The 15,556-nt window shown below is 63.2% G+C and carries 14 protein-coding genes; 9 read left to right on the plus strand and 5 right to left on the minus strand.

The window, feature by feature from the left end; all coding sequences use genetic code 11:
• Positions 1–68 precede the first annotated feature (68 nt).
• The 9 genes from FMM79_RS06545 to FMM79_RS06585 all read left to right on the plus strand — a co-directional run bounded on the left by FMM79_RS06545 (position 69) and on the right by FMM79_RS06585 (position 11,872).
• Positions 69–953, plus strand: coding sequence for an alpha/beta fold hydrolase (locus FMM79_RS06545; RefSeq protein ID WP_148626703.1), 885 nt, complete (start codon positions 69–71; stop codon positions 951–953).
• Positions 950–2,356, plus strand: coding sequence for an MFS transporter (locus FMM79_RS06550; protein ID WP_148626704.1), 1,407 nt, complete (start codon positions 950–952; stop codon positions 2,354–2,356). Before FMM79_RS06545 ends, FMM79_RS06550 begins: the two co-directional genes overlap by 4 nt.
• Before the next feature lie 454 nt (positions 2,357–2,810).
• Positions 2,811–5,363, plus strand: coding sequence for a TonB-dependent receptor (locus FMM79_RS06555; protein WP_148626705.1), 2,553 nt, complete (start codon positions 2,811–2,813; stop codon positions 5,361–5,363).
• 184 nt (positions 5,364–5,547) lie between these two features.
• On the plus strand, positions 5,548–6,396 hold the full coding sequence (locus tag FMM79_RS06560) for an alpha/beta fold hydrolase (protein ID WP_148626706.1): 849 nt from the start codon (positions 5,548–5,550) through the stop codon (positions 6,394–6,396).
• On the plus strand, positions 6,350–7,366 hold the full coding sequence (locus FMM79_RS06565; RefSeq protein ID WP_148626707.1) for a phosphotransferase enzyme family protein: 1,017 nt from the start codon (positions 6,350–6,352) through the stop codon (positions 7,364–7,366). The genes FMM79_RS06560 and FMM79_RS06565 overlap by 47 nt, the downstream gene beginning before the upstream one ends.
• Positions 7,367–7,368: 2 nt before the next feature.
• Complete coding sequence (locus tag FMM79_RS06570; protein WP_148626708.1) at positions 7,369–8,772, plus strand: MFS transporter; 1,404 nt, start codon at positions 7,369–7,371, stop codon at positions 8,770–8,772.
• Positions 8,773–8,853: 81 nt separating this feature from the next.
• Positions 8,854–9,861, plus strand: coding sequence for an alpha/beta fold hydrolase (locus FMM79_RS06575; RefSeq protein ID WP_148626709.1), 1,008 nt, complete (start codon positions 8,854–8,856; stop codon positions 9,859–9,861).
• Positions 9,862–9,866: 5 nt separating this feature from the next.
• Entirely contained in the window at positions 9,867–10,823 is a 957-nt protein-coding gene (locus tag FMM79_RS06580) for an alpha/beta fold hydrolase (protein WP_240339022.1), read from the plus strand.
• Entirely contained in the window at positions 10,820–11,872 is a 1,053-nt protein-coding gene (locus tag FMM79_RS06585; protein ID WP_148626711.1) for an amidohydrolase, read from the plus strand. Before FMM79_RS06580 ends, FMM79_RS06585 begins: the two co-directional genes overlap by 4 nt.
• Before the next feature lie 14 nt (positions 11,873–11,886).
• Here FMM79_RS06585 and FMM79_RS06590 read toward each other — a convergent pair whose 3' ends face one another.
• The 5 genes from FMM79_RS06590 to FMM79_RS06610 all read right to left on the minus strand — a co-directional run bounded on the left by FMM79_RS06590 (position 11,887) and on the right by FMM79_RS06610 (position 15,516).
• A complete protein-coding gene (locus FMM79_RS06590; protein ID WP_148626712.1) occupies positions 11,887–13,071 on the minus strand; it encodes a class I SAM-dependent methyltransferase in 1,185 nt (394 codons plus the stop codon).
• 39 nt (positions 13,072–13,110) lie between these two features.
• Complete coding sequence (locus FMM79_RS06595) at positions 13,111–13,467, minus strand: hypothetical protein (RefSeq protein WP_148626713.1); 357 nt, start codon at positions 13,465–13,467, stop codon at positions 13,111–13,113.
• Between the two features lie 8 nt (positions 13,468–13,475).
• Positions 13,476–14,042 carry an ureidoglycolate lyase gene (locus tag FMM79_RS06600; RefSeq protein WP_148626714.1) on the minus strand — a complete coding sequence of 189 codons (567 nt, stop codon included), beginning with the start codon at positions 14,040–14,042 and terminating at the stop codon, positions 13,476–13,478.
• A 173-nt stretch (positions 14,043–14,215) separates the two neighbouring features.
• Positions 14,216–15,022: an alpha/beta fold hydrolase gene (locus FMM79_RS06605; protein WP_240339023.1), complete on the minus strand. Its 807-nt coding sequence runs from the start codon at positions 15,020–15,022 to the stop codon at positions 14,216–14,218.
• A gap of 107 nt (positions 15,023–15,129) precedes the next feature.
• Entirely contained in the window at positions 15,130–15,516 is a 387-nt protein-coding gene (locus FMM79_RS06610; RefSeq protein WP_148626715.1) for a cytochrome c family protein, read from the minus strand.
• Positions 15,517–15,556 lie beyond the last annotated feature (40 nt).

Here is a 15,556-nt window from a genome sequence, read left to right on the forward strand (position 1 = left end):
TGTCCGCCTGCCGGTTATTGCGCCCCAGATGGGCTCGGCTTTGATCGCACCGAGGATAGGCTTTGATCATGACACATACGCCCCCTGCTTCGGAAAGCACGCCTGCCACCGAAATCGAACGCGCATTCGTGCGCCTCGAGGAAGGCCAGCTCCACTTGCGCCGCCTGCCCGCCGCACGCGCGGGCGAAGTGCCGGTCCTGCTGCTCCACGCCTCGCCCGCATCGTCCTGGTTCATGCAGGATCTGATGCATGCGCTGCGCAAAGCCGGTTGTCTTGGCGAGATCATCGCGCCCGACACCCTGGGTAACGGCGACAGCGTCGCGCCCACCCCCGAAGAGCCCGATATCGCCTATTTCGCAGGCTCCATGGAGCGCCTGTGCGCGGCTCTTGGCTACGAAAAGGTTGATGCCTACGGCACCCACACCGGCGCGCGCATCGCCTGCGAACTGGCCGCGGCCTACCCAGCCCGGGTGCGCAAGCTCGTTCTTGACGGCATCACCGAGTACCCCGACGACCTGCGCGAGGCAGTGATCGCCAACTACGCCCCCGTTGTCGAACCCGACGAATACGGCCGCCACCTTATCTGGGCCTTCAACTTCTGCCGGGACCAGGCACTGTTCTTCCCGCATTTCATGAAGGAGCCGGAACGGCGCCTCGCAGTCGGCATGCCGCCGCCGCAGGTTCTGCACCGCATCACACTTGATGTTCTCAAGACGCTCGACACCTACCCAAAGCCCTACATTGCCGCGTTCCGTTACAAGGCGTTCGAACGCATGGGCTTGGTCGCGGCGCCTACGCTCCTGCTCAAACCCGAAACCGAACTGGCGCTGCTCAACGAGTCGGTGACCAGAGCACTTGAATTGCTCGACAACGGCAAAGCCGTGTCGACGGCGGGGTCGCCCGCCGCAAAGGCCGACGCGATCGGCGCGTTCCTTGGAGAAGCGCACACATGACAACTTCTGCACCTGCACAGCAGGGCGAGACCGACCACCCCAGGCTCAGCACGAAGCTGTGCCTGGGCTTCAGCGTCGGCACCATCGGCGTGTCGATCATGCTCAACGCCGTCTCGACCTATTTCCCGCTCATGATGTCAACGGTACTGGGGCAGTCGCCCCAGATCGCGGGCTATCTCCTGATGATATCGAAACTCGCCGACGCGGTCATCGACCTTGCCGTGGGCTCGCTCTCGGACAGGGCCCGCACACGCTGGGGCCGCCGCAAGCCGTTCCTGGCCGCGGGCGCCCTCTTTTCCGTCATCGCGTTCCTGATGCTCTTTGCCCCGCCGGTCCTGACGGACACCTGGCTTATCATCTGGATGAGCGCAGGCCTGCTCATCTACTCGCTGGCGTATTCGCTCTTCAACGTGCCCTACATGGCGCTTCCGGCCGAACTGACCGAGGGCTTCCATGAACGCACCCGCCTCATCAGCTTCCGCACCGTGTTCGTCTCCATCGGTCAATTGCTGGCGCTGGCGGGCACCGGCTGGCTGATCGAAGCTGGTGGCGGCGACCGATCCGGCTTTGCGACGATGGGCCTTGTCATGGCACTCATTATCGGCGGCGCGATGACCGCAACCGCGCTCTCGATGCCGACGCAGAAGCACAAGGAATCGAGCACCGGCACCCACCTGCCGGGCCTGAAGGAAATCCGCGCAATCGCGCGCAACCGCCCCTTCATGATGCTGCTGGGCGCCAAGGTCTTCCAGTTCCTCTCCTTTGCCTCGGTCGCCTCGACCATGGCACTCTACATGCTCAACGTTTTGGGCGTGGGCTACTCGGGCCTCATAGTCTTTGCAATCACGCAGAACATCGCGACGGCCTGCGCAATGCCGCTCTGGGTGCGTACGGGGCGCACCATGGGCAAGCGCCAGACCTACCTCATGGGCGTCATCATCTTCTGCCTGGTGACGCTGAGCTGGCTCTTTGCAGACAATACCATCACCAACACCGGTATCATCATTCGCGGTGCCTTTGGCGGCGTGGGTTCGGGCGCGATCATCCTCATGGCGATCTCGATGCTGGGCGACACGCAGTCCTATGACCGCCTCGTCACCGGCGAGGCCCGCGAGGGTCTTCTCGCCAGCGCCATCGCCGTCATCGAGAAAGTCAGCTACGCGCTTGGCGTCGCGGTCCTGGGCATCTTTCTGGAGGCGCTGCACTACGTTCCGACCACTGGCGGCAAGATTGTCGAGCAGCCCGAGAGCGCCATTCTGGCCTTGACCTTGGGCTTCGCAGTGATCCCCGCGATCATGTTCGGTATCAACGGCCTCTTCCTGTGGGCCTACGATCTGGATGAGGACAAGCTCGCGGCGGCCCGCATGGCCACTACGGAGGGCACTGGTGCGACATTGACCTGATGGCGTGACATTTTTGCTACGCCACGCATTTTCGCATGTTCGGAGGCTCCCATCACCGGATGGGAGCCTCTTTTTTTGTTTTATTTTCAATACAAAAGTAACTTCGAACCAGTGAGGATCATTTGGCAAAGTGAAGTAGCCATATGTCCAAACTCCACGGGCAATCGCCAAAATTCATCCGACAGGCGAATACTGCACCGCAGTCGTAATTTCTATTTTTCCATTGCAACCAATCCTGACGTCCGTGGACCTGCAGTGATGAGTCGTCTCAAGGGGAGCGACGAGGCAGGTACCGCAAGGCGCTGCGGATTGGTCCTGCTTGGGGGTTTGGACCATCCGCCGCACAGACCGGCGCCTTGCCCACATAACAGTTCTCCGCGTCCGAGGGCGCGCACGGCTCGAACGACCGGCGCGAAGAGGCGTGAGAGAACATACAAGCGGGGAAGAAAGTCTAATGAACACTCGACTTCAGACCAAGCTTTCGGGCGCATCCATAATGGTTGTGAGCGCGCTGCTGGGAATGGGCGTTGCCGCCCCGGCCCAGGCGCAGTCCGAAACCGCCCGGTCGGAGGGCCTGGCCGGCTCCTCGATCGTCGTGACCGCGCGCAAGCGCGAGGAATCGCTGCTCGAAACGCCGATCGCGATTACCGCCCTTTCCTCCGATCAAATCGAGAAGCAGGGGATCCGCTCGATCAACGACGTCGTGCTCAACACGCCCGGCATCAACGTCTCGAACGTCAATTCGGGCCGCAACGACCGCTCGTTCCAGCAGATCACGCTGCGCGGCATGACGCCCTCGACCACCAGCTCGACGCTCACCGCCAGCTTCATTGACGGCGTGCCGGTCGCCTCGGCCACCGCGCTCATGGGCATCACCGACCCGGAACGCATCGAAATCCTGAAGGGCCCACAAAACGCCTACTTCGGCCGCAACGCCTTTGCAGGTGCCATCAACGTCGTCACCAAGACGCCCGCCAACAGTTTCGGTGGCAACGTGCGCGCGATGGTCGGCACGCGGGACAACTTCGACGTGCAGGGTTCGCTCGAAGGGCAGCTCGTGCCGGGCATCCTGGGCTTTCGCCTGACCGGCCGCTCGATGAGCAAGTCGGGCTCCTACACCAACGGTGCAAACCCGAACCAGACGCTCGGCGACCAGTCGAGCGACATCGGCACGCTGCAGCTTGAGTTCACGCCCTCCTCGCAACTCACCGTCAAGGCCTTCGGCATGTACAGCCGCGACAAGGACGGCCCCTCGGCGCAGGGCATGGCCTCGGCCTACGAGGTGCGTTCCAACAACGGTTCGCCCAATGTTCCCTATTTCTCGGGATCGAACGCAGGCGAGATCGTGATCCCCGACATGTCGAACTGCATGCTTGCCGGCCTGCCCTGGATCTGCGGCGCGGTGCCCAAGCTCGACAGCCGCTACAGCCCGGCCCAGAACACCCCCGAGGACGCCCTGCTCGCCGGGATCCTGGGCGATGACACCAACCGCATCACCTCGCACGGCAAGGGCGTGGACGGGTACGGCCTCAGCCGCGAATACTACCACCTGCACATGAACGTGGACTACGAACTGGGTGACACCGGGCTCACCGTGTCCTCGCTCACCGGCTACAACAACGAGTTCTATTCCGAGCTCGCCGACCTCGACAACTACGACAGCAGCGCCTTCACCAACTTCGCGGCAACGCCCGCGAACGGCCTGCGCACCTACTGGTCGTTTCCCTATCTTGTGGAACGTCGCAACAAGGACTTCTCGCAGGAACTGCGCCTGTCCTTCGACGATGGTGGCCCGCTCCAGGCGATGCTGGGTGCCAGCTACCTCTACACGTCGGCGACGCCTGGCCTGGTTAGCGTCTCGAACTTTGAGCAGTACGGCATCCCGGCGTCCGCCGGCGCCCGCCAGCCTCCGCAGAAGGCGCGCACCTACGGTATCTTCGGCAGCCTGAGCTACGAGATCACGGACGCGCTCTCGATCAACCTCGAAGGCCGCTACCAGCGCGACAAGATCTACGCGTTCGCGGGCGGTGCAGGCACCAACATCTCGCCCGATGCGGCCGAGATCTACGGCCTTCCCGCAGGCAATTTCGCCCCGCTGGAATCCTTCTACAACCAGACCTTCAATAACTTCCTGCCGCGCGTCATTATCAACTACGACCTGACGCCCGACATGATGGTTTACGCCTCGTGGTCGAAGGCGGCTAACGTCAGCCTGAGCTCGTTCAACACCAGCTTCATCGCCGGCACGCAGGCCGAAGTGGAAGCGGGAGAGTCAATCGGCCTGGGCGTCATCGTGCAGCCTGAAAAGCTCGACAACTATGAACTCGGCTTCAAGGGCAGCTTCCTCAACGGGCGCCTCGTGGTCACTTCGGCGGCCTACTTCGCGACCTGGAAGGACCAGCACAACGACCGCAGCGTGATCTTCGCTTCGGATGGCGCGCCACTGATCGTGCGCGGTGTCGCCAACTCGGGTAAGAGCAACGTCTACGGCCTTGAGCTCGACGTCATGGCCGAGCCGATCGACGGCTTCTCGATCACCGCCTCGGGCGCCTGGAACGGCAGCTCGGTGCGCTCGTTCGACAACCCCGCCGTCACCCTGCGGACCGGCTTTGAGGGCGACGACTTCAAGGGCAATACGCTGCCGCTTACCTCGGAGTACTCGGGCAACCTCGCACTCATGTACACCGGCGAAGTGGCCAACTGGGACGACTTCAGCTACTTCGCCCGCGGCGATCTCAGCTACAAGTCGAAGCAGTATGTCGATCCGGCCAACCAGACCTGGATCAACGGCCGCGCCCAGGTGAACGCCCGCATCGGTTTCACCAAGGGGGACTTCACGCTCGAAGGGTTCGTCACAAACCTCTTCAACAACAAGCAGTACACCTCGATCGCGCAGAACAACCTGCTCGAACCCTCGTACCTGCTGGCGAGCCAGTCCTACGCCTACCTCAACCTCGCGCTGCCCGAGCTGCGCACCTGGGGTCTGCAGGCCAGCTACAACTTCTGATCCTGGCATCATGCGCCCCTGCCGGCCTTGCGCCGGCGGGGCATCCCCGAAGGGCCGCTGCACCGCGCAGCGGCCCTTCTTGCATCCGGACTTCCGGCCAGGGCACCGACGCGCAAATCACCGCTGTGCGAACAAATTTGCGCGCGCTTGCAAAGCGGGAACGATATCGCGCACAGTGATTTGCATGCATAAGAGCTCCCGGATACGTCGTGGATATACATCCTGCCGCTTCGGCCATCTGCATTACCGCAGCTGCGGCTCTGCGGCCCCGGATCGCAATCCGGTCGTTCTCCTGCACCAGAACCCATCGTCCTCCTACGAATACGAGGCACTGATTGAGGCTCTGGGACGTAACCGCCTTGTCTACGCATTCGATACCCCTGGCTACGGGATGTCGGATGCACCTCCGGCCCCGCCGGGAATGGCAGGTTACGCGCAGGCGTTTTCGGATGGGCTCGATGCCCTTGCCGAAAGCGGCGAACTGACTGGCAAGGTCGATCTCTACGGGTTTCACACCGGGACGCTTCTTGCCTGCGAACTCGCTCTGGCCCGACCTGACCGGGTCCGTTCGGTGGCGCTGACAGGCATCCCGATGTTCGACGAGGCAACGCTTCGAGAAAAGCTTGCCTACGCCGAGACCTTCCCCACTCCGGACGAGGACGGCACGGTCATCATAGACCTGCTCTCCAATCTCTGGAAATACGTGGTGGGAGCTCGTGACCCCAAGGTTCCGCTGGAAAAGGCCGTCTTCAACTTTGCCGACAAGGCGCACGTTCTGGATCGTTTCACATGGGCATACAAAGGCGTCTGGTCGTACGACTACGCCCGCCTCGAAATGGTCGAACAGCCCGCCTTACTTCTGCAGCCTGCCGAACAGATCCGCGAACCGAGCCTGAAGGCTGCCGCACGGATGCAGCGCTGCACTGTCACGGAAATGCCCGATCTCGACCGGGACATTTTCGATATTGCACCGGAACGTATAGCAAATGAACTCTGCAACTTCTTCGATCAACACGGACCTTCCGACCGCTGAGGTCTCGCACTCGGTCCTGCACCCCGACTTCATCGCGCGCGAAGTGGCCCGCCGCTTCCCGATCGAGGGCGAGCTGACCTGTTTCCTGCTCTATCGCGGCATGAACGACGTCTACCTCGTTCAGGACGCGAAGACAAAGTACGCGCTTCGCGTGTGGCGCAAGACCTACCGCGACGTCGACGATGTCGCCTACGAGCTGAACTTCCTCGACTATCTGCGCCAGATCGGCTTCCCGGCTTCGGTCGCGGTGCCCCAGCACGACGGTGCGCTGTACTTCAAGGTCAACTCGCCCGAGGGTGAGCGCGCAATCGCGATGTACGACTGGGCCGACGGCGTGAAGTTCGGTGAGCGTCTCTCCGAGGAAACCGCTTTCCGCATCGGTGCGGCGATGGCGCAGATGCACCTGCACGGCAACGACTGGGCGGGTCAGGACCACGTGTTCTCGACCGACACGGCCAAGGACTACAACATCTGCATGCCTGCGCTGATCGACTTCGTGTACGATCGTCCCGACGACCTGCGCGACTATCCGATCATCGCTGCCAACCTGGACAAGCGCCTCGACGAGCTGGCCGCTTCAGGCAAGGTTCCACTGGGCGTGTGCCACCGCGATTTCCACCCCAGCAACGTCCACGTCGACGAGAACGGCAAGATCACGCTGCTCGACTTCGACGCGGCGGGCGAAGACTTCATGATGCAGGACGTCCAGAACTTCGTCTGGGGCAACCTGTTCTACGGCTTCGACCCCAAGATCGGTGAGGCCTTCGAAAACGGCTACGAGAGCGTGCGTCCCTTCACCCAGGAAGAAAAGGACAACAAGGAACTCTTCCTCATGGCCAAGTGTTTCCGCCTGATCGCGGGGATGGCGCATAGCTCGACTGCAGTCGGCCGCGGCACGCTGCGCTTCCGCAACCTCGACTGGCTGGGTGATTACGTAAAGACCCGCGCACGCGCAGCTGGCCTCCTCTGATCATGACGGATCCCGTTTCCTCGACTTCGACCGGAGCCGCTTCTGCGGCTCCGGTTTTCACCGCGTCCGCGCCCCGCCCCTCACCGGCTCAGGGCTGGGTCATGGTGGGCATGCTGTTCCTGGCCGGGATCCTCTCGGTCATTGACCGCGCCGCTCTCAACATCCTGGTGGACCCGGTCCGTGGGGACCTGGGCATCAGCGATGAGCAGATTGGCCTTCTCCAAGGTCTTGCCTTCGGCCTCTTCTATGCCTTCATGGGCCTGCCCATGGGCCTCCTCGCCGACCGTATTTCGCGTCGCAACCTGATTGCGGGCGGCATTGCGCTGTGGAGCGTGGCAACCATCGGCAGCGGCCTTGCACAGAGCTTTGGTTGGCTGTTCGGCGCACGCCTTATGGTCGGCCTCGGCGAAGCTGCCCTCGGCCCGGCCGCGATTTCGCTCATCGCTGATCTCTTTGCGCCCGAACGGCGCGGGCGTCCGATTTCGGTCTACATGATGGGCCAAGGGCTTGCGAACGGCATCGCCATCTCGGTGACGGGCCTCCTCGTCGCTGCGGCCGCCGCCGGTTCGTTCGATGGGCTGCCCTTTGTGGGCCACCTCGTGCCTTGGCGCATGGTCTTCGTGATCTTCGGCGCCATCGGGCTGCTTGTGTCCGCGACGATGCTGTTCCTGACGCGCGAGCCGCCCCGCCAGGACGTGGCTGCGCAGGGTGTGCCTCGTGCTCCTGGCGCTGCGGAAGCGGCGTACCTTTGGCGCAACCGCGCAATACTGATGCCGCTTTACCTGGCCTTTGCACTGGTATTCACCGTGGCCTACGGCTCGATGTCCTGGGCCCCCACGATGCTGATCCGCAGCTACGGCGCGGATGCCGGCTTCATGGCGAGCTTCCTTGGCCCGGTTTCGATCGTCTTCTCGGCCTTCGGTCCGCTTCTGGGCGGTACCCTTCTCGACCGCTCGATGCGTTCGGGCAACACCATGGCGCGCTTCGCGATCCTCTCGCTGGCGCCGTTCTTCGCTCTGCCCTCGATCTTCGCGGTTATCTCCACCGACCTGCACGTGGCCTCGGTCATGGTCGCCTCCTCGAACGCGGTGTTCTCGGTGATCGGCACGGTCATGTTCGCAACGCTCCAGTCGGTCGTGCCTCCGCGGATGCGCGGCAGTTCGATCTCGCTAACGCTGGTCCTGAACACGATCCTGGGCGCCAGCCTCGGGCCGCTTCTGGTGGCGACTTTCACCCAGCGCGTCCTTCAGGACGAGAGTCAAGTGGGCTGGTCGATCGCCTGGGTCTGCCTGCCCTTCCTGCTGATTTCGGCAGGGCTCTATGCGCTTTCCTGGCGAGCGATGCGAAAAGCCCGCGCGAACGGGGGCAGCGAATGTGCGGCCCTCATCGACGGGGAACTGGCCTGACAACATTTACGGGGCGGGTGCCGGACAGGCACCCGCCCCGTTTCATTTTCACGCACCACAAATTCCGGGGGGAACGATTTGATGAGGGGTCTTTTGAAGGGACTGGCGATTGCGCTGGTCGCCGTGATCGTACTGGCAGGCGCTGTCCTGCTAACGATGCGCCTGGGCTGGTGGAACCCGTCCTACGAGGAGGTCAAGGCCGCGCAGGCGACGCCCCCTTCCACCTTCGAGCAATACGGCACCGCCAACATCCACATGCGCGACGAAGGCCCTCGCGACGGCCCGGTCGTCATCATGCTGCACAGCTCGATGACGAACCTGCGCGAATGGGACGGCTGGACCGACCAGCTCAAGGACAGCTATCGCATCATCCGCTTCGACTGGCCACCCTATGGCCTCTCCACCGACACAACGCCTTCGCGCGGTATGCCCGGCATCGTCGAGCTCCTCGAGAAGATCGTGGAACGCAAGGGCCTCGAGAGCTTTGTTCTCGTAGGCACCTCGAGCGGGTCGACAATCTCCACGCTCTACACCGCCAAGCACCCCGAGAAGGTACGTGCTCTCGCGCTTTCTACCCTGCCCCTGAAGGCCCCTCCGCCGCCCGAGTTCAGTCGTCTGCTGTGGTCGATGGTGTGGGTGCATGAGAACCTCGTGCCAAACTACTACCCGCCCTACTACTACCGCGTCTCGCTCTCCGAACTTTACGGCAAGCCCGAGCGGCTGACCGACGAGACGGTCGAGTGGTATTACCAGACCAACAACATTCCCGGCGGCTTCGACAACGTGCGCCAGTACTACGCCGCGAACCAGAAGGCCGTCTGGGCTAAGGGCGCGGGCGATGAGGCCGCACAGATCCGCGTGCCGATCCTGCTGCAATGGGGCGATGCCGACCCGGTGCTCCCCAAGTACCTCTCCGATGACGCGGTCAAACAGTTCGCTAACGCGCCTGTCGATGTGATCCATTACCCCGATGTCAGCCACTACCCAATGTTGGAACTGCCCGACAAGACCGGGGCGGACCTGCGCACCTGGCTCGACGCAACGCTGGGCGACGAGCCCTCGGCTACCGACACGAAGGACATCCAATGATGCGAATGGCCCGCCCTCTTCTGGCGCTTGGCTCGGCTCTGGCTCTCAGTGCGACGGGAGCCCTTTCGGCTTCGGCCGCGCCCGACTATCCGGGCGACGACACGCTACGCGCCGGCTATGCGCTGCCCAACTCCCAGTTTGCCACGATCGAAGGTGAGCCCGTCCATTTCGTAGATGAAGGCAAGGGCCCCGCAATCCTGCTCGTCCACGGCTCCTTTGCCAGCCTGCGCCAGTGGGACAACTGGGCTGCGGAATTGACCAAGAGCTACCGCGTCATCCGCTACGACAAGGCGCCGGCCGGTCTCTCCGGCCCGAACCCGCAAGGGGACTATTCGACCAAGCACCAGATCCAGCTCATTGATGCCCTGATGACCAAGCTCGGCATCGCGCGCTTCACGCTCGTTGGTACCTCGAGCGCAGGCACGCCGACGGCAGCGTATGCCGCCGCACATCCCGAGCGGCTCGATGGTCTCGTCCTCTCGAACATTGCCGCGGGCCCCATTCATCTCGACGTTGCGACATTGCCGGAGGAGTTCCGCAAAGTGCTGGCCGAAGACGCCACGCACCCAGGCTGGCACCGCCCGGAATACTGGCGCCAGATCCTTCTCGCCAACGTAGTCGATGACCGTAAGGTGACGCCCGAACTGGTCACCCGCTGGACGGGCCTAAATCACCGCATGCTGCGTGACCCTGCGGTTGCAGGCCAGGTATCTGCCGCAATGGACCATGACCGCACGCCCGCCGATCTGGCGCGGATCACGGTCCCGACCCTTCTGCTGTGGTCGGACCAGGATCACGAAACCAAGCTGGAGACGCATGGGCTCAAGGCATTCAGCGCGCTCAAGACCCACGATAGGACCTTGGCGGTGGTGCCCGAATGTGGGCACATGATGCCGCTCGACTGCCCGACACGGTCGCTGGAAAGGGCCCTGCCCTTTTTCGCGCGCGTGGCATCGAAATGAGCGGCATTGACCGCCGCGCCGCGCTTGGCACACTGGGCCTCGGCCTCGCCGCCGGTGCGCTCCCGCTCCCGGGGCGCGCGGCGGGAGCCATGGCCGAGGAACCCGCGCTGGAACCCGAGCTCGAGATAGTCGACCCCCACTTCCATCTGCGCGATTTTCCCGATCCTGAAGCAGCGGGCGAACGCTATCTGGCGCAGGACTTCGCGGACGACATCGCGCGTTCGGGACACCGCATTGCGGGCAGCGTCTTCATCGAATGCGGGATCATGTACGATGCCGCAGGCGCGCACGCCGCACGCTCGCTCGGAGAGACCCGGTACGTTGGTGAACTTGCCGAGGCGCATCGCGGAAGCGGCCTTGCATCCGGCATCGTTGCCAAAGTGGACTTGACCCGTACAGACGGGCTCGAAGCCTTGCTCGCCCGCCATGACGAGGCTGCAGGAGGCCATCTTCGCGGCGTGCGCAACTCGATCGCGACCGCCTCTTTCGCACCACTTGCAGGCATCCATAACAATCCGAAGCTGTTGCAGGACAAGGCCCTTCGCGAAGGCGTTACCCTGCTCGGACGCAAGGGACTGATTTTCGAATCCTGGCTGTTTCACCCGCAAATGGACGAGCTGGCGGACCTTGCAACAGCCTGTGCGGACACGACCATCGTGCTGGAACACCTTGGCTGCCCCCTCGGGCTCGGACCTTATGCGGGCAAGCTCGATACGACCTTTGCCGAGTGGCGCCCCGCGATGGCGCGCCTTGCGCAGTGCCCAAACATCGTTACCAAGATCGGTGGCCTCGGCCCCTTCATGGGGCAGATGGCGGGACCCGAAACAACGTCCATTTCGCTTGCGCACGACTGGAAGCCCTGGATCGAGACGGCCATCGAGCTGTTTGGCCCCCAGCGCTGCATGTTCGAGAGCAACTGGCCAGCCAACCGGCCTGCCTCGACTTACGGCCAGATCTGGAATGCCTTCAAGCTCGTCACGCGCGACTTGTCCCGAAACGAACGGGCCGCGCTGTTCTCCAGCACGGCCCGTTCCATCTATGGTATCTGAGGGATTCGGCGACCTTACTTGGTCGCCGAACACGCATACCAGCTGCCGAGCAGCGCGCGCCCCTCGGGGTGCCCCTCGGTGAAGAAGTCCGCGCGGTCGGGCTTCAGGCCGGTTGTGCCCTTACGATACCCGACGTGGACGTTTTCTTTGTCAAAGCCGGCATCGGTCGCCACCTTGACCCAGTCGGTCCGGGCAAGCGAGGTCATGAACGGCTCGTTGTTGTAATGGCTTTCAAAGTCGCAGCGCATCTGGTCCCACAGGGCCATGTGCTCATGGCGCGGCGGCACGTCGACGTGGCACATCACGCCGCCCTTGCGCAGCAGGCGGAAACACTCCTTGAAGACACCGCGCATGCCCTTGGCCGAAGTCTCATGCAACACGGCGGAGGAGCAAACAAGATCGAAGCTCTCGTCCTCGAAATTCGTGTGCTCGGCGTCCTGCTGGCTGAAATGTATGGGAACGCCCATCGATTCCGCACGAGCGTGGCCGTAGCGCAGCATCGGCGCACCGACATCGAGAGCGAAGACTTCGGCATCCGGGAACGCCTCGGCAATTGCCAGCGTCGAGTGGCCGACCGAGCAGCCCAGGTCCAGAATGCGCTTGGGCTTCAAGTCGGGATGGAAATCCTGCACGTGACTGGCGAGCGTGTGCCCGCGCCCGTCGTTCTTCCACCCGCCATTGAGATTGCGCAGGTACGTAGAGGCAAAGCGATCGTAGAGTGCGCCTGCACGGAAATCGAAGTCCGACGTATCAACCACGTAGCTGCCCGGCATACGGTGATGGTCGAAGGCCGCGATGTAGCGCGGAATCTCAAGCTCGGGGTTGAGAGTGAGCGACCCCTTGGGGCTTGCAACCTGCGCGCCGACCTTCTCCGAAAGCTCGTCGTACTGGCGGTTGATCGCGGCATCGAGCCCGTACCAGATACGGTCCTGGTAGTGCAGCGAAAGCGTCAGCCAGTACTGGTGGAGCGGATGCGCTTCCAGCTTCTGGCGGACCTGGCGGCTGCTCGTCGGAGCCGCACCCGTTTCCTTCTCGACCTCAGGCACGATGACCTCGTCGAGGAGGCGCCGGTCGAGCGGATCGATGTTGCGGTTGGTCCACGCACGCATGGCAAGGAAATGATCCTCAAGCGCCTGTTCGTCGTGGTTGGCCTGCGGCATCACCGCGTGGCCGAAATGTTCCTGCTTATACTGTTCCATGGCCGTCTCCCGCCGTGAGGATGTATGTCCGGTTTGCGCTTAGTCGCGGGTGACCGCGTCGAGCACGCCCTCGTATTCCTGCTGTTCGGCCAGCGCCTGGGGCACCAGCTTGTCGCGCCCAGCCCCCAGCACGCGGTCGTAAATGCCTTCGCGGTAACCCGCCCGGTAGGCCTTGGCTGCCGCGTCGGGCGCAAAGCTGTCGACATTGGCCGGACCGTGCAGCCCTGCCGCGGCGAGCAGGCGCTCGTTGGCATCGAGCCGGTCTTTGAGGACGACCACCTCGCCCATGAGCGACAGGACCATGCTCGCCAGCGCATCGACCGTCTCGTTCTCGAAGACGACCGGCTGGCTGCCCTTGGACCGGGCGATACGCTCGCGGTTCTTGCGTTCCACCATTGTCAGGGTCACTCCGTAAATTCGAAACGGAACACGTTGCCAGTACGGGCAACGATGTCCTTCTTGTCGAGATCGGGGCCGTGGGCCTCCTCGGTCTCGGCGTCTTTTGCCTTGAGATCGTATCCCGTCTGGCTCGACAGCAAGACCACGATATCGGTCTCGTCCTCAATGGCAAAGGGGAATTCGTGCCAGGTACCAAGGTGCAGCGAGAAGCCCGCTGTACCGTCGAAGCGGAACGCGCGCACCTTGGAGAGATCGGGCAGTTCACTTTCACTCGGCGGAGCCATGACGGCAATGAAGGGCTTGCCGCCCAGCGGCAGGAACGCCTGCGTGTGCTGGAAGTGGCGCTCCATGTAGCGCACTTCAGGTTCGCGGCGCGTCATCTGCGCTAGCGTCATTTCGACCGGGTGCTCGGACGTGAAACGCGTGGGATAACTCATCCGCACGGCTCCCTTGTAGAAGTCCACCGAGACCGGCTCGACCGGCGCCTGCCGTCCCACGATATCGCCAAACGCGGCCGTATTCTCCGCCGTGGCGTCCTCGACCGTCAGGGAAATGATGGTGTGTTCGTCCATTCGTAATGTCCTCTCGCCCGATGTCAGGCCCAGGCTTTGCAGGATTATACCTTGACCCTTCGGGCATCTCGGTGCGGACTGGATCGCCTTCCTGTCCGGCTAGCGGACAGGAGGGCGATCAGATTCATCATCAGCGGCCCACCGCAGGGGGCCGTGTGACGGATGCAACCTGGTTACTTGGCCATCAGACGCGCGGGCAGCGCATCGGTAATCCGCGCATCGAGTGCGGATTTCGCGGCTGCATCGCCTTGGCCGTAGGCTTCGAGGAACAGCTCCACGTACCTGTTGGCAAGGTCGATCTGCGCCAGCTGCGGCGGGCCGGGCTGGCTGTCATCACAGATGATGCCGCCGAAATAGTGGTTTGCCCCCTGAAGCACGAGACCGTAGCGGTTCCCCCCTTCGGCCGCCGTGTCGAATGGTGCAAGGTGGCCCTTCCACGCCTCGCTCTCGGGATCGTCGACGCCCGGAGGATTGTCGATCGTGCCGGTTTGGATAAGCGCGGGAACGGCAATCTTGCCATAGCCTTCCGCCGTCATCAGCACCGGCACCGGTGCAGGCGGCGAGAAGGCGACCACGGCCTTGGCAAGGCGCGGATAGAACGGCGTGGACATTCCCTCAGGCATCACGCCCTGCGAACCACCCAGTGTCGTTGCGACAAGGCCACCGTAGGAGTGGCCCGCCGCAATGAACGGCGTGTCGCCGATCTCGGTGAGAAGCAAGCGCATGTCCTCGATCCGGGTCTTCCAGCTGGCAAGGCCCGGGAAGTCCTTGGTCCGCGGATGCTCGCGCGAATCCACGTGAAGCGGCGCGAGCACGTGGTACCCGGCTGCGATCCATGGCGCGAGAATGAGGTCGTAATGCCATGGCGCGGAACCCGCGCCATGCGAGAAGAGGATGGTTCCGCGCGCCGTGCTCTCGGGCCGCCACTCGCTCACCGAGACCTCGCGGGCTCCCGGAGCCATGAGCGTACGCGTGGTCATTGCAGGGCTATCCACAGCCAGCACCGGCCTTGCCGCCAATGCCGCTGCCAAAGCCAGCGAACCACCCAGAACCCTACGGCGCGAATGCTCAGAACCCATCGTCATGCTTACTTGCCCGCTGCCTTCATGTATTCGATCAGCGACTTGCGATCTTCCGGCTTGGGAAGGCCAGCAAAAACCATCGACGTGCCAGGAACGACCGTCGCGGGGCGGGCCAGCCACTTGTCGAGAGTCTTTTCATCCCAGGTCAGGTCCGCCTTCTGCATGGCGGCCGAGTACTTGAAGTTTTTCACCGCGCCCGCCTTGCGGCCGACGACACCGGCGAGGTTCGGACCAACCCTGTTGGCGCCGCCCTTGTTCACCGTGTGGCAGGCCATGCAGCGCATGAACAGCTGCTTGCCGCGCGCCGCATCGGCCGAGGCGACCGACGGTGCGAGCATGGCCGTCGCCGCGGCGACCATGGAGAGAGTGGATAGCGAGACGATCTTCCGCATGAAATCCTATGTCCTTCCTTGCTGGCTGAGCCTTTATAAA

Origin of the sequence: Novosphingobium sp. BW1 (assembly GCF_008107685.1) — a bacterium.
GTDB lineage: Bacteria > Pseudomonadota > Alphaproteobacteria > Sphingomonadales > Sphingomonadaceae > Novosphingobium.